The organism is Bradyrhizobium sp. HKCCYLRH2015 (assembly GCF_051168215.1).
Lineage (GTDB): Bacteria > Pseudomonadota > Alphaproteobacteria > Rhizobiales > Xanthobacteraceae > Bradyrhizobium.
The window spans coordinates 182,880-201,503 of sequence record NZ_JBNPUO010000013.1 but is presented as its reverse complement, the minus strand read 5'-3'; the positions used below and the strand labels follow the sequence as shown (position 1 = coordinate 201,503).

The window sequence follows — 18,624 nt, the reverse complement described above, 5'->3', positions numbered from 1 at the left end:
CATGACCGCGCGCACCATCCGCTCCGAGCCCTATGCATGGCCGTACAACGGCGATCTCAGGCCAGAGAACACCGCGCTGATCGTGATCGACATGCAGACCGATTTCTGCGGCGTCGGCGGCTATGTCGACAAGATGGGCTACGATCTCTCGCTGACGCGGGCGCCGATCGAGCCGATCAAGACCCTGCTCGGCGTCATGCGCGCGCAGGGCTTCTGCATCATCCACACCCGCGAGGGCCACCGCACCGACCTGTCCGACCTGCCCGCCAACAAGCGCTGGCGCTCGCAGCAGATCGGCGCCGGCATCGGTGACCCCGGCCCGTGCGGCCGCATCCTGGTGCGCGGCGAGCCAGGCTGGGAGATCATCCCCGAGCTGGCGCCGGCTCCGGGCGAGATCGTGATCGACAAGCCCGGCAAGGGCTCGTTCTGCGCCACCGACCTCGAGCTGATCCTGCGCCTGAAGGGCATCCAGAACATCGTGCTGACCGGCATCACCACCGACGTCTGCGTCCACACCACGATGCGCGAGGCCAACGACCGCGGCTTCGAATGCGTGCTGCTGTCGGACTGCTGCGGTGCCACCGACAAGGGCAACCACGATCACGCGCTGAAGATGATCAAGATGCAGGGCGGCGTGTTCGGCGCGGTCGCGACCTCCGCGGCGCTGATCGAGGCGCTGTCGTGATCGGCGACGATCCGACGCCATCAGGCGCGTTCGGCGTCGAGGCCATCGCGATGACGATGCGCTTCGGCGCGTTCACCGCGCTCGACAATGTCGAGCTGAAGGTCAGGCCTGGCTCGTTCCACGCGCTGCTCGGCGAGAACGGCGCCGGCAAGTCGACGCTGGTCAAATGCATCATGGGCTACTACCGCCCGACCGAGGGCGACGTGCTGATCGCCGAGCGCGAGCGCGCCATCAACAATCCCAGGGACGCGCACGCGCTCGGCCTCGGGATGGTCTATCAGCACTTCACCCTGGTGCCGGCGATGACGGTCGCGGAAAACCTGGTGCTGGCGCGCGACGACGTGCCGGCGGTGGTCAACTGGGCGAAGGAGAAGAAGGAGCTGGAGGCCTTCCTGGCGCGGATGCCGTTCCGCGTGCCGCTCGACGCCAAGGTCTCCGACATCTCCGCGGGCGAACGGCAGAAATGCGAGATCCTCAAGCAGCTCTATCTCAAGCGCCGCTTCCTGATCCTGGACGAGCCGACCTCGGTGCTGACGCCGGGCGAGGCCGACGAGGTCCTGGGCATGCTGCGCAAGATGGTCGAGGCCGGCGAGCTGACCATCCTGATGATCACGCATAAATTCCGCGAGGTGATGGCGTTCGCAGACGACGTCACCATCCTCCGGCGCGGCAAGCTCGCCGGCCGCGGCAAGGTCACCGAACTGACGCCCGACGACATGGCACGGATGATGATCGGCGCCGAGCAGCTCACGGTGCAGCCGTCGCGCACCGGCGAGGCCGGCAACGTCAGGCTCGAGGTCGAGAAGCTGGTGGCGCGCGACGATTCCGGCGGCCTCGCTGTGCACAACCTGTCGCTCACCGTGCGCGCCGGCGAGATCGTCGGCATTGCCGGGGTCTCCGGCAACGGCCAGCGCCAATTGGTCGAGGTGCTCGCCGGCCAGCGCGAGGCCGAGAGCGGCGCAATCCGGGTCTCCGGCGAGGCCTATGTGGCGAGCCGCGAGGAGATGCGCCGGCACAAGATGTCGCTGCTGCCGGAGGAGCCGCTGAAGAACGCCTGCGTCGGCGGCATGAGCGTCGCCGACAACATCGCGCTGCGTGAGTTCGACCGCGCGCCGTTCGCCCGCGGCGGCTGGTGGCTGAACAAGGCTGCCTTCCGCCAGGGCGCGACAACCAAGATCAACCGCTACAAGATCAAGACCCGCACGCCGGATACGCCGATCTCGGCACTGTCGGGCGGCAACGTGCAGCGCGCCGTGCTCGCGCGCGAGCTCGGTCACGACGTCGAGGTGCTGATCGCCGCCAATCCCTGCTTCGGCCTCGACTTCGCGGCGGTGGCGCAGATCCACGCCGAGATCATGGCCGCGCGCAATCGCGGCGCCGCCGTGCTATTGGTCAGCGAGGATCTCGACGAGCTGCTGGAGCTGTCGGACCGCTTGGTCGTGATGTTCCACGGCCAGCTGGTCTACGAGACCCGCGGCAGCGATGCTGATCTCACCGAAATCGGCCGCCACATGGCGGGGCATTGAGGCCGACGTCGACTGCGCCGGACAACGAAACAAGCCGGCTGCCGCGCGGTTAACGGCGAACCCGGCACTCACCGCGTCATTGCGAGCGCAGCGAAGCAATCCAGAATCCTCGCTCGGCACTGGATTGCTTCGCTGCGCTCGCAATGACGGTGGAGGGAGTTGGGCCCGCTCCGCGGGACATTGCGCCACACCAGGGGTAAACGACCTCAAGCTGTTGACGACTAATTCATCCCGCTGAGGTAACATCGCGGCGAGTGCGTGCTGGTTGCGGCCGCCTGGCCGTCCTGGCGACATTTTCCTTATCTCGTTTCAATCCCTTGCTCGACAGGTCGATCTCATGAAGGCCTATTTCATCGGTGGCGGCATCGGTTCGCTCTCCGGCGCAGCATTCATGATCCGCGACGGCGGCGTCTCCGGATCGGACATCACCATTTTCGAAAAGCGCCTGCCCTATGGCGGCAGCCTCGACGGCGCGCGTCTTCCGGACGGCTCCTACTCGATGCGCGGCGGGCGCATGCTGACGACCGAGCAATACGAATGCACCTGGGACCTGCTGTCGACCATTCCCTGCGAAACCGACGCTCAGCAGACCATCCTCCAGGAGACCGTGGCGTTCAACAAGCTCCACGTCACCCACGCGCAGGCGCGGCTGGTCGATGGCAACCGGCACAAGGTCGACGTCTCCACCATGGGCTTCTCGATGCAGGACCGCATCGAGATGACCAGGCTCACCGAGGCCTCGGAGGAGAAGCTCGGCAAGTCCTTGATCTCGGACTGGCTGTCGCCGCCGTTCTTCACGACGAACTTCTGGTACATGTGGCAGACGACCTTCGCTTTCCAGCCCTGGCACAGCGCGGTCGAGTTCCGGCGCTATCTGCGCCGCTTCATCAACGAATTCCCGATGATGGATACGCTCGGCGGCGTCAAGCGGACGGTGCACAACCAGAATGACTCGATCGTCAAGCCGCTGATGCGCTGGCTGAAAGGCCACGGTGTCAACTTCGTCGGCGGCGCCGATGTCACTGACATCGCGCTGGTCACCGAGAACGGCGAGCATCGCGCCACGCGCCTCGATCTGGAACATGACTTCGTCAGCCGCAGCATCGATCTCGCGGCGGATGACCTCGTGTTCTACACCGCCGGCTCGATGACGGACGCGACCAGCCTCGGCAGCCACGACAGTCCGCCGAAGCAACTGACCAAGGACGACAGCCACGGCTGGGCGCTCTGGGAGAAGCTCGCGCAGGGCCGCCCGGAATTCGGCAATCCGGCCGCGTTCAACTCATCGGTTCCGGAGTCGAGCTTCGAATCTTTCACGGTCACCTGCCGCAATGCGCGCTTCTTCGACGCGATGCAGACTTTCACCGGCAACGTCGCCGGCACCGGCGGGCTCGTCACGTTCAAGGATTCGAACTGGCGGATGTCGATCGTGCTCTACAGCCAGCCATACTTTCCGGACCAGCCCGGCACCATCAAGATCTTCTGGGGCTATGGGCTCCATCCCGATCGCGTCGGCAATTTCGTGGGGAAGCCGATGTCCGAGTGCAGCGGCGCCGAAATCCTGAAGGAGCTGTGCGGACACCTGCGCTTCCCGCTCGACGTGTTCGACGAGGCGACCTGCGTGCCGTGCTGGATGCCCTACATCATGAGCATGTTCATGTCGCGCAGCTATGGCGACCGGCCGTTGCCGGTGCCGCTCACCTCGCAGAATCTCGCCTTCATCGGTCAATATGTCGAGCTGCCGGAGGACGCCGTGTTCACGATCGAATATTCCGTGCGCGCGGCCATGCATGCGGTCTATCAGCTCTTGAAGATCGACCGCGCCATTCCGCCGGTGACGCCGTATGACAAATCGCTGAAGGTGCTGCTGCAGTCGGTAGTGAAATCATTCGCTTGACGGACCACGCGAGATCGTGATCACCGCGCGTCGCAGCGCTTGACCTGGATCAGTTCCGCGAGGGAACACAGCGGCTACGCCCGGATCGTAACAGACGATCCGGGTGAAACATCATGAAGGCGTATTTCATCGGAAGCGGCATCGGCGCATTGGCCGGCGCGGCGTTCCTGATCCGCGACGGCGGCATCGCGGGCCGCGACATCACGATCTACGAGAAGCACCTGCCCTATGGCGGCAGTCTCGATGGCGCGCGGCTGCCCGACGGCTCCTATTCGCTGCGCGGCGGCCGCATGCTGACGACCGATCACTACGAGTGCACGTGGGACCTGCTCTCCACCATCCCCGATGCCAGCGATCCCCGCCGCACCGTGCGCGACGAGACGATTGCCTTCAACAAGGCCCATGTCGCGCATTCGCAGGCGCGCCTCGTCGATCGCAACCGGCACAAGATCGACGTCTCCACCATGGGCTTCACCATGCAGGACCGGCTCGAACTGGTGCGGCTGACCGAGGCCTCCGAGGAGAAGCTCGGCAACTCCCGCATCACCGACTGGCTGTCGCCGCCGTTCTTCACCACGAATTTCTGGTTCATGTGGCAGACGACGTTCGCGTTCCAGCCCTGGCACAGCGCGGTCGAGTTCAAGCGCTATCTGCATCGCTTCATGAACGAGTTTCCTCGCATCGAGACGCTGGCCGGCGTCAAGCGCACCGTGTTCAACCAGTATGATGCGATCGTGGTGCCGCTCGTCAAATGGCTGGAAGGCCACGGCGTGAATTTCGCCGGCGGCGTCGATGTCACCGACATGGAGATCGCGACGGAAGCCGGCAAGCATGTGGTCAAGCGCCTCACGCTGGATCGCAGCGGAAAGCCGGAGACGGTCGCGCTGTCGAGCGACGATCTCGTCTTCCTGCAGAACGGCTCGATGACGGACGCGACCAGCCTGGGCACGCAGGATGCGCCGCCGCCGCGGCTCACCAAGCAGGACAGCCAGGGCTGGACGCTGTGGGAGACAATCGCGAAGGGCCGCCCCGAATTCGGCAATCCCGCCGCGTTCAACTCATCGATCCCGGAATCCTGCTGGGAGTCGTTCACCGTCACCTGCCGCAATCCGCGGTTCTTCGACGCGATGGAAGCGTTCAGCGGCAACGCCGCGGGCACCGGCGGGCTCGTCACCTTCACCGAGTCGAACTGGCTGATGTCGGTCGTGCTGTATCACCAGCCGCATTTCGCCGGCCAGCCCGCCGACGTACAGGTGTTCTGGGGCTATGCACTGCATCCCGACCGCATCGGCAATTTCGTCGGCAAGGCGATGGCCGATTGCGGCGGCGCCGACATCCTCAAAGAATTGTGCGGCCACCTCAACTTCGACCTTGCGGTGTTCGACCAGGCGACCTGCGTGCCATGCCGCCTGCCCTACATCACCAGCATGTTCATGCCGCGCAACAAGGCCGACCGGCCGCTGCCGGTGCCGGCGAATTCGAAGAACCTCGCCTTCGTCAGCCAGTTCGTCGAGATCCCCGACGACGTCGTGTTCACGGTGGAATATTCAGTGCGTGCCGCGCAGATGGCGGTCTATCAGTTGCTCGGTATCACCAGGGCGATTCCACCGATCACGCGGCACGACAAGTCGTTCCGCGTGCTGATCGAGACGATGGAGAAGGCCTTCGCCTGACGCCTCTCGCATCCGCAAAAACGAACGCGCCCGGATCAGGCTCGATCCGGGCGCGCTTTCCGTCTCGCGAGGCACAGATGGCGCCTCCATGCGTCTTGCGTGAGTTGTCAGTAGCCGAGCAGCGCGAGACCAACCCAGCTGACGGCAAACAGCGATACGACCGAGGTTGCAGCGGCAAAAACGGACAGCGAAACTTTCAAAGTCCTGAGGACCATACGCGCCTCCTTCAACGACAATGAACAGCACATCGAGGTGAACCCCGATGTCAGTCTGAAATTTCCTGGAACCGGCTCCACAACGAGCCGAACACAGGTTTGGTGCGCGCCTGCGCGCAAAGGTTCAATGTCAGGGTGTGGGGCCCTGATTGAGCTGCTTCATTGTTAACGGACACGGCCGCTCGTGGTTCCCGGATGGGAACTGGAACCGCTCCAAAGGAGGCCGCTCTCCCCCTCAGAGCCCCCTTCCTGGCGGAACTCAAGGTTGAGAAGGCTCCTGGCTGCATGTTTTAGGATGGATCCGGCCGTCGGGCGCTATTTCAGCGGCAGGAACAGGTCCGCAGCCGTCTCGTGCTCGGGAACCTCCGGGAAGAAATTCAGCCGCTGGCAATAGATCGGGAAGTCACGCGCCTCCTCGCCGCTGGCCGGAAGCCAGTCGCGATAGAGGAACAGCGCGGCGGGCTCCAGATTGTGGGTGTTGCCGACGACGCGCAGCACGGCGCAGCGTCCGCCGGGGATCACGCCGGCTCTGATCGTCGCGTCGTCCGTCTCGACCGGCTGATCGGTCCCGACACAGAGATCCACGCTGTAATCGGCAGGCGAAGCGGGGCGCCGTTCGGAGCGCCAGACCGTGAAGGTCGGATGGGTCCTGGGGTGCAGGCCGGCCGCCTTGCGCCAGGCGATGAAGCGCTGGATGGTCGCGCCGAGCGTCGCCGGGTCGCCGCGATGCTCCATGATCGCCACCGGCGTGGCCGGCACCTCGCGAATCGTCACGTCGTCAGGGGTATAGGTCGTCCGCATCAGCTTGCTCCTCGCGTCGTCGAGAGGCCCGAAGGCCGCAAGCCACGGCTCCCAGTCGGGAGATTTCCGGAACGATGACGGCGATTGCCCGAACCGTTGCCGAAAGGCGCGGGCGAAGGCGTCCGGCGCATCGTAGCCGGCCTCCATCGCGACCTCGGTGACGCTTTGGGCATCGCTGTAGGCCAGCTGATAGGACGCCCGCTTCATGCGGGCGAGCTGGATGTAGCGATGCACTGATAGACCGAAGGTCGCCGTGAACTGCCGGTGGAAATGATATTTCGAGTAGGCTGCGATGCTGCTCAGCGCGTCCAGATCGAGATCATCCTCCAGATGCCGGTCGATATGATCCAGCACCCGCTGCATCCGCGCATGGTAGTTTCGCAGCGCCGCCTTCATCGTTCCTTGCTCCGTGGCGGCATCAGCTAAGCGCAGGCGGACATGACGCGCTCGACCGATCTTGCGGCTTTGTCACGGGGTTCAGCGATCAAGACCGCCTTTCACGGATCGACGGCCGTCACGGTCCAGAACGAGGCGGGCACCATGACGCCCGCGCCTCTGGCGTAGCGCGCCAGCGCCTTCCTCACCGCGGCCGTCGCGGCCTCCATGGCCTCGGGCGGCTGCCCGACCACCGCACGGCCGGCAGGCCCGATCGCGAGCGCCGTCTGCACCGCGCTGTCGAGGCCGGCGCCCGCGCCGACGTCGAGTGCGATGTCGTGGCGCTCCAGCCGGATGCGGCGCAGCCCGGCATCGGTCGTCACCTTCTCGATCCACTCGGGAGCGCCGAACGCGAAATCGTCCGGCGCGTGCGGCGGCAATCCCGGCAGCTTCGGCACGTGGTCATAGGCCGCCTGCAGCGGCTCCAGCGCCCACGGGTTGTCGCGCAGCTCGCCCCAGCACGCAAACGCGACGCGGCCCTCCGAATGCAGCGCATTGCGGATGTTGAGCACGGCGCGCACCGGATTGGCGAAGTACATGACGCCGAGCCGCGAGATCACGAGATCGGCGCTGGCGGCCTTGAAGTGGTGCACCATGGCGTCGCCCTGCACGAAGCTGACCGGCGCCTCGGCCGGGGCGAGCTCGTGGGCCGCGGTCAGCATGGCCGCGGAGACGTCGAGGCCGAGCACGCTGCCGCCTGGGCCGACCTTCTCGGCCGCCGCGATCAAGGTCGCGCCGCAGCCGCAGCCGATGTCCAGCACCCGCTCGCCCGCCTGGATCGCCGCGCGCTCCAGCAACGCCTCCTGCACCGGCACCAGCATCGCATCGATCTCGGCGCGGCGCGCGACCCAGCGCCCGCCGCCCGCACCGTTCCAGAAGGCGATCTGCTCGGCGTTCTCGAAATGCCCAAAGGAGGTGTCGGCGATGGCGGCGTCCATGCGGGAAATCTCGACAACAAAGGTCACAAATGAAACGAGCCGGCTCGATCAGCGTCCAGCAGGCCCTGTTCGGGAGTTTAGGGGGCGGTCTGCGGCTTGAAAAGCCAGTCTCACGGACAAAGCGGTCGCGGCAGGGGCACGCAAAAACGCATCGGCCGATGTCAAATGCAGCGATTTGAGAAATGGTCGGAGCGGCGGGATTCGAACCCACGACCCCTAGTCCCCCAGACTAGTGCGCTAACCGGGCTGCGCCACGCTCCGATGGCCGTTCCTGTAGCCGTGATCCGAGCCCGATGCAAGGCACGGCGGGTGGGTTTCCTTGGGGGGCATGGGGCTGCCAGATTGAACGGAGACCGGGGACCCCCACCCCCAACCCCTCCCCGCAAGGGGAACGGGAGCGCAGCCGACCTGCGGCTCTCGGGGTGGGTTACAACGCGGGATCACCGGCCGTGCCCGGCGAATTCTCAGTGACGCGCGCTGTGCGCCTCACACTTCCTTCATCGCGCGGTCGAGCAGCGCGCGGCAGTCGAGCAGGTCCTTGAGCACGCCCTGGAGCTTGTCGCGCTCCTCCGGCTTCATGCCGGCGCGGGTTGGGGGGCCGACGCGGAAGGTGTCGAGGATGTCGTCCTCGGTGTCGACGAAGCGGAAGTCGATGCCCTCCTCGTCGGAAGCCTCCTCCTCCTCGTCCTCCGATTCGACCTCGGCCTCGCCGATCGGCTCCTCTTCCATCATCGCCTGACCGAGGGTCTCCTCCATCGCGCCGAACGAGACCGCGGCGGAGCTGTCGGCCAGTCCCTGGACCGACTTGACGCCGTGCTCCTTGAGGATCCGCTGCACCCCCTTGATGGTGTAGCCTTCGCCGTACAGCAGGCGGCGGATGCCCTTGAGCAAATCGACGTCGTCGGGCCGGTAATAGCGCCGGCCGCCGCTCCGCTTCATCGGCTTGATCTGGGCGAACCGCGTCTCCCAAAACCGCAGCACGTGCTGCGGGATGTCGAGCTCCTGCGCGACCTCGCTGATCGTCCGAAACGCATCCGGCGCCTTGTCCAAATGCCCGTTCCCCTTCGACCGTGCTGCCAAGAAAGTGGGAGACTACGCTGATTCGACTGGACGAACTGCACGCGGGACGAAGGTAACGCGTCGATACGGCCTCGCCGGACGATGCGGCGGGCCAGCCCGGCCCTATTCCGGCTCGGCGCCGAACTCGGCGCTAGCCTCGCCGTTCATCTTGCCGTTGCCCTGCTGGCCGTTGATGCGCTGCTTGAGGATCGCGGACGGCTTGAACACCATGACCCGCCGCGGCGAGATCGGCACTTCCGTGCCCGTCTTCGGGTTACGTCCGATGCGCTGACCCTTCTTGCGCACCATGAACGACCCGAACGACGATAGCTTGACCGTCTCGCCGCGCTCGAGGCAGTCGGTGATCTCCTTCAAGACCAGCTCGACGAACGCAGACGACTCCGTCCGCGACAGCCCCACCTTCTGGTAGACTGCCTCGCAGAGATCGACGCGTGTGACTGTTTTTCCGGTTCCCGCCATCGCCTGCCCCAAACTCTCGGCGAATAATTCGCTCCGGAAATTAAGAGGTTAAGCGGCGGTGGTCAACAGCAGCGTGAATAGAAGTACGGGCCCTCATGCCGATCTAAGGCGTAATCCCGCCGCGCGGCAGGCTCACCAGCGCACCAAAGCCGAGCCCCAGGTGAAGCCGCCACCCATCGCCTCCAGCAGAACCACGTCGCCCTTCTTGATGCGACCGTCCTTGACGGCCACGTCGAGCGCCAGAGGGATCGAGGCAGCGGAGGTATTTCCATGCCGATCGACCGTCAACACCACCTTCTCCGGCGCGATGTGCAGCTTGTGCGCCGAAGCATCGATGATTCGCTTGTTGGCCTGGTGCGGCACGAACCAGTCGAGGGTCTCGGCCGACAGGCCGGTGGCATCGAAGGCGTCGACGATCACGTCGGTGATCATGCCGACCGCGTGCTTGAACACCTCGCGGCCTTCCATCCGCAGATGCCCGACGGTCTGGGTCGAGGACGGTCCGCCATCGACATAGAGCTTGGCCTTGTGGCGACCATCGGACCGCAGGTGAGTCGTGAGCACGCCGCGATCGGCCGAGGTCCCTCCCTGCTCCTGAGCGTCGAGGACCAGCGCGCCGGCGCCGTCGCCGAACAGCACGCAAGTGGTGCGGTCGTTCCAGTCGAGGATGCGCGAGAAGGTCTCGGCGCCGATCACCAGCGCGCGCTTGAACTGGCGGCTGCGCAGGAAATTATCCGCGGTCGCGAGCGCATAGACGAAGCCCGAGCACACCGCCTGCAGGTCGAACGCCGCGCCATGATGGATGCCGAGGCCGTTCTGCACCGCCACGGCCGTCGCCGGAAAGGTGTTGTCCGGGGTCGAGGTGCCCAACACGATCAGATCGATTGACTGCGGATCGACATCGGCCGCGGCCAGCGCGGCACGGGCCGCGTTGATCGCGAGATGCGAGGTGAATTCGCCGTCGGCTGCGACGTGGCGCTCACGAATGCCGGTGCGCTGCACGATCCACTCGTCGGAGGTCTCGATGCGGCTTGCCAGCTCGGCATTGGTCACGACCCGCTGCGGGAGGTAGGAGCCACAGCCGAGCACGACCGAACGAATTGTCACGAGACAGCCTCCTGGGCGACGGGTTCGGACGCCGGTGCGCCGCCGTCGGGATTGAGTGTTTGATTGATCTTGGTCAGGAGATCGTAGCGGGCCATCTCATAGCCAACCCTGACCGCCGAGGCAAAGCCCTCGGCATCGGTTCCGCCGTGGCTCTTGACCACCATCCCCTTGAGCCCGAGCACCACGCTGCCGTTGGATTTGCGCGGGTCGAGCCGGGCCCGCAGGGCGGCGAACGCGCCGCGTGCCAACACGTAGCCGACCCGGGCCAGCAGACTGGCCTGGATCGCGCCGCGCAGGAAATCCGTGACCTGGCGCACCGTGCCCTCGGCCGTCTTCAGCGCGATGTTGCCGCTGAAGCCCTCGGTCACGACCACGTCGGCGGCGCCCTTGCCGATGCCGTCGCCCTCGACGAAGCCGATATAGTCGAGCTGCGGCAGGTTCATCGCACGGAGCTGCTCGGCCGCCTCGCGGATCTCCTCATGGCCCTTGATCTCCTCGACACCGATGTTGAGGAGGCCGACGGTCGGCCTGGGCTTGTTGAACAGCACGCTCGCCAGCGCGCCGCCCATCACTGCCAGCGCGACGAGGTGGTGGGCGTCGCCGCCGATCGTCGCGCCGAGGTCGAGCACCACCGATTCGCCGCGCGCAGTCGGCCAGATCGCGGCGAGAGCCGGCCGGTCGATCCCGTCCAGCGTGCGCAGGCAGAAGCGCGCCATCGCCACCAGCGCGCCGGTGTTGCCTGCGGACACGGCGACGTCGGCCTCTCCCTTCTTCACCGCCTCGAGCGCGAGCCACATCGACGACGTCTTGCGGCCGCGCCGGAGCGCCTGGCTCGGCTTGTCCTCCATGCTGACGGCGACATCGGTGTGAACGACGCGCGAGACTGCCTTCAGCCGCGGATGCCGGTCGAGTTCGGGAACGATCTTGGCACTGTCGCCGAACAGCAGAAACTCCGCATCCGGATGGCGGCTCAGCGCGATCGCGGCACCGGGGATGACGACGGCCGCGCCGAAATCCCCGCCCATGGCGTCCAGCGCGATTCGAACCTTTTGAGGCATGACGTCCCGGAAACCTGATCTCGAGCTTTGTCTCGTCTTGGCCGTGATTTGGTTGGCCGTGTTTGGCGGTCGTTCAGAGGCATTGCGCGGCCGATGGACAGGCCAGAGGCCGTCCGGGCCTTTTCGTCGCACCCCGACCCGGGCGCGACAATAGCGTCTCTCCGTGTCGAAACAACCTCCCGGGAGCGATGCATTTTGCAACCGCCGCGCCGGTCCGGGACCGGTAGCGCCCCGTCTTTTCGTTCGAAATCAGCGGCTTGAGAGAATTTTGACAAGCTTTGTGACAGGATCGCGCGGCAGCGGCCTGCACAATTGCGCGTCAATCCTCACCCGTTTTCTTCGCTTTGACCGCGCCCGGCCCGACGGCATCTGCCGGCTTCAGCGCCTTCAGCGCGGCGAAGGGATGGTCCGCCGGATCGGAGGCCTCGGCGGGCTGCTCGAACACCGCGCCCGGTTTGCGCGGATACGGATCGATCCCCAGGAACAGCGCGTCGGCGGCGAGCCGGCCGAGGTCGATCTGCCCACCGACGATCGGCTCGGGCGGATCGGCCGTCTCGACCTCGCTGTTCGGGTCGTCCTCGACCAGGTCGGCAAGCTCCGGAATCTGCTCCGGCGGGGCAAACATCTGGTCGATCGGCTCGTCGATCTCGGTCTCGATCGGATCGAGCGTGACGACGCAGGTCTGGCCGATCCGGGCGCGCACCCGGCCCTCGACATGCACCTTGCCGTCACGCTTCAGGGCCACGTCGAACGAGGCTTTGGCCGAAAGCACCTCGCGCAGATCGGCGATCTCTGCCAACGCCCGGCGCGTGGCCGGATCGGCCTCGATCTCGCGATGCAGGCCGGCGTCCGGGATTTGCGCCACGATCACCGGCGGCGCGCGCCAGGGGTCCTTGGAAGGGTCTCGCGCCGTTTCGCGCGACGTGTCTCTGTCTCTGGTCATGTCGCTAGTCCTGCTGAACCGGCCGCGGGAAGCTCCAGCCGGCGCCGAGCAGCCTGTTGTCGTCGAGGGCGGCGAGGTCGGCCGCCACCAGGGCCGCATAGGCGGCAAGTCCGGCCGCGCTGTCGGGATGCTCGCCGTTCAAGATATTCTTCTGCAGCGCCTCCGCCAGCCGGGCCTCGCTCTCCGACCAGGCCAGATCATAGGCGGCGGTGCGGCCATAGAACGCCTCGCCGAACTTCTGCATGCGCTTCGGAACGGTCAGATCACCCACCCCCATCTCGCGGAGATTGTCGTCCATGTCGTCGCAGAACCGGTCGAACAGGGCCTGCGACAGCGCCGACCCCACCCCGCGCAGCCGCCGCAGCACCAGCCAGAGGTGCAGAATCAGCAGATCGAACCGTCCTTCCACCGTGTCAGGGACATTCAAGTGTCTATAAAACAACGGGTCTCGGGTTTGTGCCACGATCGCGCCATAGATCGGCTCGATGGTCCCGCGCGGGGACGGTCGGGATTTCCTGAGATGGTTGAATGGCCAGAGCATGACGGTTCCGCGGTCGAGTTTCCCTGACCCTGTTCAGGGGCATGTTGCAATCCGCAAGTTTGCCCGGTACGTCAACGCCCTGCCCGACGCAAGGGGACGGGATCCGATCTGAAGAAGATGACCCAGACAATGCGAACGACTGCCCGCCTGCTCACCCGTGGCCTGAGCCCCCGTCTGCGCACCCTTGGTGCGATCGCGCTGACCTGTCTGGCGCTCGGCGCCTGCACCGGCGAGCAGTTCCAGAAGGGCTACATCATGCCGCCGGGCGCGCTGGAGCAGATCCCGATCGGCGCCAGCCAGGACCAGGTGCTGATCGTGATGGGCACGCCATCGACGGTGGCGACGCTCGACGGCGAGGTGTTCTACTACATCTCGCAGCGCGCCGAGCGCCCGGTCGCCTTCATGAACCAGAAGGTGGTCGATCAGCGCGTCATCGCGATCTATTTCGACAAGAACCGCCAGGTCCGCCGGCTCGCCAATTACGGCATGAAGGACGGCAAGATCTTCGACTTCGTCAGCCGCACCACGCCGACCTCCGGCCAGGAGCTCAGCTACCTGACGCCGCTGTTCAAGCTGCTCAGCTTCAACTGATCCCGACCCGATCGCCGCAGCCCGGAATATGATTCCGGGCCACGGCACAAAGCCGGACCGCTGCGCTGATTGGCGCAGCCCGTGCGCAATTCGCCGGCTTGCTCTGGCGCTGCAATCTTCCCTACCCTGCTGGAAAACATCAGCAGGGAGGAATCATTGGCTCATCGCATCGCGCTGTCGCGCCGCAAGCTGTTGTCGGGCGCCGCGGCGCTCTCGACCGCCGCCATTCTGCCGCGCACCAGTCTCGCCGACTGGCGCCCGACCGAGACGATCAAGCTGATCGTGCCCGCTGCGCCCGGCGGCAGCACCGACGTCATGGGCCGGCTGCTCGCGGCGCATCTGCAGACCGCCTGGGGACAGTCGGCCGTGGTCGAGAATCGCTCCGGCGGTGGCGGCACGATCGGCGCCGCCGAGGTCGCGCGCAACACCAAGGGCGACGGCCATACGGTCCTGATCGGCAACCCCGGTCCGAACGCGATCGCCTATTCGATCTTCCGCAACCTCGTTTACAAGCCGGATCAGTTGCAGGCGGTCTCCAACATGATCCGCATCCCCAACATCGTCTCGGCGCATCCCTCCACCGGCATCAAGTCGATTCCCGAGCTGATCGCCTACCTCAAGGCCAATCCCGATAAGCTCAACTACGCCTCGTCCGGCGTCGGCCAGAGCCCGCATCTCACCGGCGCATGGTTCCTGCAGCTCACCGGGCTGAAGATGACGCACATCCCGTTCCGCGGCGCCGGCCCGGCGCTGCAGGCTGCGCTGGCGGGCGACGTCCAGATCCTGTTCGACAATCTGTTTCCATCGCTGCCGCAGGTCCAGGAGGGCAAGCTCACCGGCCTTTGCGTAACCACACCGGAGCGCAGCGCCAATGCGCCGGAGCTGCCGACGATGCGCGAGAGCGCGCCGGAGCTCGCCAAGTTCGACGTGTCGTCCTGGTTCGGCGTATTCCTGCCCAAGGCCTGCCCGCCGGAGATCGTCAGCGCGCTCAACCTGCAGGTCAAGGCGATGCTGGAGCGCGAGGACATCGCCAAGAACATCGCGGCCATGGGCGCGCGGGCGGACTACGGCACGCCGCAGCAGTTCGGCGACTTCGTCCAGGCCGAGACAGCCAAATTCGCCTCGATCATCCAGAAGGAAGGCCTGCAGATGGATGTGCAGTAGCCCTCGGAGCCCGGCCGGCCACGTCGCAGCGGAGTATTGCAGCACGGCTCGTGGTGTAACGGCACCTTAAGCGGGATGGTGCGATAGATGGTGGCCGCGCGCCTTTGATCTGGTCCTGAGATACCGTCAAGCGGATGCCTGGCCGACCACCTTCGCGTGGATGCGGTCCGAGCACCGTCCGAGGGGCAGGCGCCGGCGATGTCCATCGCATGAGCCGTGCCTTGCCCAACGACGTCCTCCACCAGCTCGAAGACATTCTCGCCAGCCGCTACGTCTCGCGGCGCGCGGAGATTCTGGAGCGCGTCACCGACCTGTTCGTCTTCGGTTCGGGCAAGTTCAACGAAGAGCATGTCGATCTGTTCGACCACGTGCTGTTCAAGCTGCTCGACAACGTCGCCATTGCGGCGCGGGCGCAGCTCGGCAGCCGGCTCGCGGGGCTGCCCGACGCACCGCTACGCCTGCTCCGGCTGCTCGCGAGCGACGAGACGATCGCGGTGGCAGGTCCCGTGCTGCGCCAGAGCGATCGGCTCGACGAGGAGACCCTGGTCGCGACCGCGCAGACCCGGGGCCAGGAGCATCTGCTCGCGATCTCCGACCGCAAGATCCTGACCGAGTCCGTCACCGATGTTCTGGTCGATCGCGGCAATCAGGCCGTGGTGTCGAACACCGCCAACAATGGCGGCGCGCGCTTTTCCGATCACGGCTTCTACGGCCTGGTGACGAAGGCGTCCGACGATCCCAACCTCGCCTTGAAACTCTGGAGCCGGCCCGACAGTCCGCGCGAGGTGCTGGTGCGGCTGTTCGTCGAAGCCTCCGACGCGGTGCGCAGCCAGCTCGCCAGCGCCGACGCGGCGCGCGCCGAGATCGTCGAACGCGCCGTTGCGCAGGCATCGGACCAACTGCAGGCGGCAGCGCGGACGCGCTCGGCCGATTTCGTCACCGCCAAGGACTATGTCGAGCTGCTGCACGCGACCGGCCAGCTCCACGAGGCGCAACTGCACGGTTTCGCCAAGGAAGGCAGCTTCGACAAGGTCACGCTGGCGCTGGCGCTGATGTGCAAGCTGCCGCTCGACGTGGTCGAGCGCGCCTTCGTGCGCAAGCAGCCGGACCAGCTCCTGGTGCTCGCCAAGGCGCTGGACCTGTCCTGGGTCACGACCACGACGCTACTGTTCATGCAGGCCAACGCGAGCGGCAGCGCGCGCCCGCAGCTCGATCAGCATCTGGCGAGCTTCTCGCAGATGCAGCCGCGAACCGCTCAGAGCACGTTGCAGTCGTATCGCACGCGGCAGCGCGCAGCCGAGTAGCAAACAACACAGTCTCATGAAAAACCCCGCGGCTCACGCCGCGGGGTCTTTATTCGTCAGGACAATTGCTCCGCTCAGTGCGCGAGGATCGCCAGCAGCAGCAGGGCCACGATGTTGGTGATCTTGATCATCGGGTTCACGGCAGGGCCGGCCGTGTCCTTGTAGGGGTCGCCGACGGTGTCACCCGTCACCGCCGCCTTGTGGGCATCCGAGCCCTTGCCGCCGAAGTGGCCGTCCTCGATGTACTTCTTGGCGTTGTCCCAGGCGCCGCCGCCCGAGGTCATCGAGATCGCCACGAACAGGCCGGTGACGATGACGCCGAGCAGCATGGCGCCGACGGCGGAGAACGCCGCCGACTTACCGGCCGCGCCGCCGCCCGCGATCGCGTAGATCAGGAAGTAGACGACGATCGGCGACAGCACCGGCAGCAGCGAGGGGATGATCATCTCCTTGATCGCCGCCTTGGTCAGCAGGTCGACAGCCTTGCCGTAGTCCGGCTTGTCGGTGCCCTGCATGATGCCCGGCTTCTCGCGGAACTGCCGGCGCACCTCCTCGACGATCGCGCCGGCGGCACGGCCGACCGCGGTCATGCCCATCGCGCCGAACAGATATGGCAGCAGGCCGCCGAACAGCAGGCCAACCACGACGTAGGGGTTGTTCAGCGAGAAGTCCGGCTTGATGCCGGCGAAGTAAGGATGCTTCGCGGAGTCGGCGATGAAGAACTGCAGGTCCTGGTTATAGGCCGCAAACAGCACCAGCGCGCCGAGACCGGCGGAGCCGATCGCGTAGCCCTTGGTGACCGCCTTGGTGGTGTTGCCGACCGCGTCGAGCGCGTCGGTCGACTTGCGGACCTCCTTCGGCAGGCCGGCCATTTCGGCAATGCCGCCGGCATTGTCCGTGACTGGACCGAAGGCGTCGAGCGCGACGATCATGCCGGCCAGCGCCAGCATCGTCGTGGTCGCGATCGCGATGCCGAACAGGCCGGCGAGGCTGTAGGTGACCAGGATGCCGGCGATGATCACGATCGCGGGCAGCGCGGTCGATTCCATCGAGATCGCGAGGCCCTGGATCACGTTGGTGCCGTGACCCGTGACCGAGGCCGAAGCGATCGACTTCACCGGGCGGAAGTCGGTGCCGGTGTAGTATTCGGTGATCCAGATGATCAGGCCGGTCACGACGAGGCCGACGACACCACAGACGAACAGCGCGGTGCCGGTGTAGTCGACGCCATCGAGCTTGCCGAAGCCGATCAGCCACGCAATGGCAATCGCGACGCCGGCGAGCGAGAGCACGCCGGTCGCGATCAGGCCCTTGTACAGCGCACCCATGATCGACTGGCTGGCGCCGAGCTTGACGAAGAAGGTGCCGGCGATCGAGGTGATGATGCAGATGCCGCCGATGGCGAGCGGCAGGGTCATCATGTTGGCGAGCAGCGATGACTTGGCGAAGAAGATCGCAGCCAGCACCATGGTAGCGACCGCGGTCACCGCGTAGGTCTCGAACAGGTCGGCGGCCATGCCGGCGCAGTCACCGACGTTGTCGCCGACGTTGTCGGCGATGGTCGCGGGGTTGCGCGGATCGTCCTCGGGAATGCCGGCTTCGACCTTGCCGACGAGGTCACCGCCGACGTCGGCGCCCTTGGTGAAGATGCCGCCGCCGAGACGGGCGAAGATCGAGATCAGCGATGCGCCGAAGCCGAGCGCGACCAGCGCGTCGATCACGGTGCGGCTGTCGGGCGCGAGCTTCATGAAGCCGGTGAGAACGCCGAAGTAGATCGTGACGCCGAGCAGCGCCAGACCCGCGACGAGCAGACCGGTGATGGCGCCGGCCTTGAAGGCGAGCTCGAGGCCGCCTGCGAGCGAGGTGGTCGCAGCCTGTGCGGTGCGGACGTTGGCGCGCACCGACACGTTCATGCCGATGAAGCCGGCGGCGCCGGAGAGGATCGCGCCGATCGCAAAGCCGACCGCCACGAGCATGCCGAGGAAATACGCAAGGAGCACGAAGATCACGACGCCGACGATTCCGATCGTCGTATATTGGCGGCGGAGATAGGCCTGCGCGCCCTCACGCACGGCCGCCGCAATTTCCTGCATGCGCGCATTGCCGGCGTCCGCACCCAGGACCGATGAAGTGGCCCAGATCGCATAGACGATCGACAGCGCTCCGCAGAGCACGATCACCCATAAAGCTGACATTTAGTTTCCTCG

At 66.0% G+C, this 18,624-nt stretch carries 16 protein-coding genes and 1 tRNA gene; 7 read left to right on the top strand and 10 right to left on the bottom strand.

All coding sequences use genetic code 11. From position 1 onward, the window contains the following. Position 1: 1 nt before the first annotated feature. The 4 genes from biuH (at position 2) to ACQR1H_RS30585 (ending at position 5,781) form a co-directional block, all read left to right on the top strand. On the top strand, positions 2-685 hold the full coding sequence (gene biuH, locus ACQR1H_RS30600) for a biuret amidohydrolase (RefSeq protein ID WP_434899322.1): 684 nt from the start codon (positions 2-4) through the stop codon (positions 683-685). A gap of 50 nt (positions 686-735) precedes the next feature. Further along, a complete protein-coding gene (locus tag ACQR1H_RS30595; protein ID WP_315800410.1) occupies positions 736-2,211 on the top strand; it encodes an ABC transporter ATP-binding protein in 1,476 nt (491 codons plus the stop codon). Between the two features lie 301 nt (positions 2,212-2,512). Beyond that, positions 2,513-4,108, top strand: a complete 1,596-nt coding sequence (locus ACQR1H_RS30590; protein WP_434908674.1) for an oleate hydratase — start codon at positions 2,513-2,515, stop codon at positions 4,106-4,108. 113 nt (positions 4,109-4,221) lie between these two features. Continuing rightward, positions 4,222-5,781, top strand: coding sequence for an oleate hydratase (locus ACQR1H_RS30585; protein WP_434908640.1), 1,560 nt, complete (start codon positions 4,222-4,224; stop codon positions 5,779-5,781). Between the two features lie 530 nt (positions 5,782-6,311). Here the strand turns inward: ACQR1H_RS30585 and ACQR1H_RS30580 are convergent. The 9 genes from ACQR1H_RS30580 to ACQR1H_RS30540 all read right to left on the bottom strand — a co-directional run bounded on the left by ACQR1H_RS30580 (position 6,312) and on the right by ACQR1H_RS30540 (position 13,358). Further along, positions 6,312-7,193, bottom strand: a complete 882-nt coding sequence (locus ACQR1H_RS30580) for an AraC family transcriptional regulator (RefSeq protein WP_434908639.1) — start codon at positions 7,191-7,193, stop codon at positions 6,312-6,314. A 101-nt stretch (positions 7,194-7,294) separates the two neighbouring features. Then, positions 7,295-8,170, bottom strand: a complete 876-nt coding sequence (locus ACQR1H_RS30575; protein ID WP_434908638.1) for a class I SAM-dependent methyltransferase — start codon at positions 8,168-8,170, stop codon at positions 7,295-7,297. A gap of 183 nt (positions 8,171-8,353) precedes the next feature. Beyond that, positions 8,354-8,431: transfer RNA gene (locus ACQR1H_RS30570), tRNA-Pro, on the bottom strand. A 225-nt stretch (positions 8,432-8,656) separates the two neighbouring features. Then, positions 8,657-9,220, bottom strand: coding sequence for a MerR family transcriptional regulator (locus ACQR1H_RS30565; RefSeq protein ID WP_434846937.1), 564 nt, complete (start codon positions 9,218-9,220; stop codon positions 8,657-8,659). Positions 9,221-9,352: 132 nt separating this feature from the next. Further along, positions 9,353-9,709 (bottom strand): integration host factor subunit alpha, encoded by a 357-nt coding sequence (locus ACQR1H_RS30560; RefSeq protein WP_315740211.1) that lies wholly within the window; start codon positions 9,707-9,709, stop codon positions 9,353-9,355. 132 nt (positions 9,710-9,841) lie between these two features. Next, positions 9,842-10,816: a beta-ketoacyl-ACP synthase III gene (locus tag ACQR1H_RS30555; protein WP_434908637.1), complete on the bottom strand. Its 975-nt coding sequence runs from the start codon at positions 10,814-10,816 to the stop codon at positions 9,842-9,844. Next, positions 10,813-11,874: a phosphate acyltransferase PlsX gene (gene plsX / locus ACQR1H_RS30550; protein WP_316181524.1), complete on the bottom strand. Its 1,062-nt coding sequence runs from the start codon at positions 11,872-11,874 to the stop codon at positions 10,813-10,815. The genes ACQR1H_RS30555 and plsX overlap by 4 nt, the downstream gene beginning before the upstream one ends. A gap of 319 nt (positions 11,875-12,193) precedes the next feature. After that, positions 12,194-12,817, bottom strand: a complete 624-nt coding sequence (locus ACQR1H_RS30545) for a YceD family protein (RefSeq protein ID WP_316237433.1) — start codon at positions 12,815-12,817, stop codon at positions 12,194-12,196. A 4-nt stretch (positions 12,818-12,821) separates the two neighbouring features. After that, positions 12,822-13,358 (bottom strand): ubiquinol-cytochrome C chaperone family protein, encoded by a 537-nt coding sequence (locus tag ACQR1H_RS30540; protein WP_434846938.1) that lies wholly within the window; start codon positions 13,356-13,358, stop codon positions 12,822-12,824. A 129-nt stretch (positions 13,359-13,487) separates the two neighbouring features. On the opposite strand from ACQR1H_RS30540, the gene ACQR1H_RS30535 reads away from it, so the two are divergent. The 3 genes from ACQR1H_RS30535 (at position 13,488) to ACQR1H_RS30525 (ending at position 16,417) form a co-directional block, all read left to right on the top strand. Then, the gene (locus ACQR1H_RS30535; protein ID WP_315805821.1) at positions 13,488-13,949 is read left to right on the top strand and encodes an outer membrane protein assembly factor BamE; all 462 of its coding nucleotides are present in this window, start codon (positions 13,488-13,490) and stop codon (positions 13,947-13,949) included. Positions 13,950-14,105: 156 nt separating this feature from the next. Further along, positions 14,106-15,113 carry a Bug family tripartite tricarboxylate transporter substrate binding protein gene (locus ACQR1H_RS30530; RefSeq protein WP_434908636.1) on the top strand — a complete coding sequence of 336 codons (1,008 nt, stop codon included), beginning with the start codon at positions 14,106-14,108 and terminating at the stop codon, positions 15,111-15,113. Positions 15,114-15,334: 221 nt separating this feature from the next. Beyond that, positions 15,335-16,417, top strand: a complete 1,083-nt coding sequence (locus ACQR1H_RS30525) for a DUF2336 domain-containing protein (protein ID WP_434908673.1) — start codon at positions 15,335-15,337, stop codon at positions 16,415-16,417. A 74-nt stretch (positions 16,418-16,491) separates the two neighbouring features. Here ACQR1H_RS30525 and ACQR1H_RS30520 read toward each other — a convergent pair whose 3' ends face one another. Further along, positions 16,492-18,612 (bottom strand): sodium-translocating pyrophosphatase, encoded by a 2,121-nt coding sequence (locus ACQR1H_RS30520; protein WP_316181531.1) that lies wholly within the window; start codon positions 18,610-18,612, stop codon positions 16,492-16,494. Positions 18,613-18,624 lie beyond the last annotated feature (12 nt).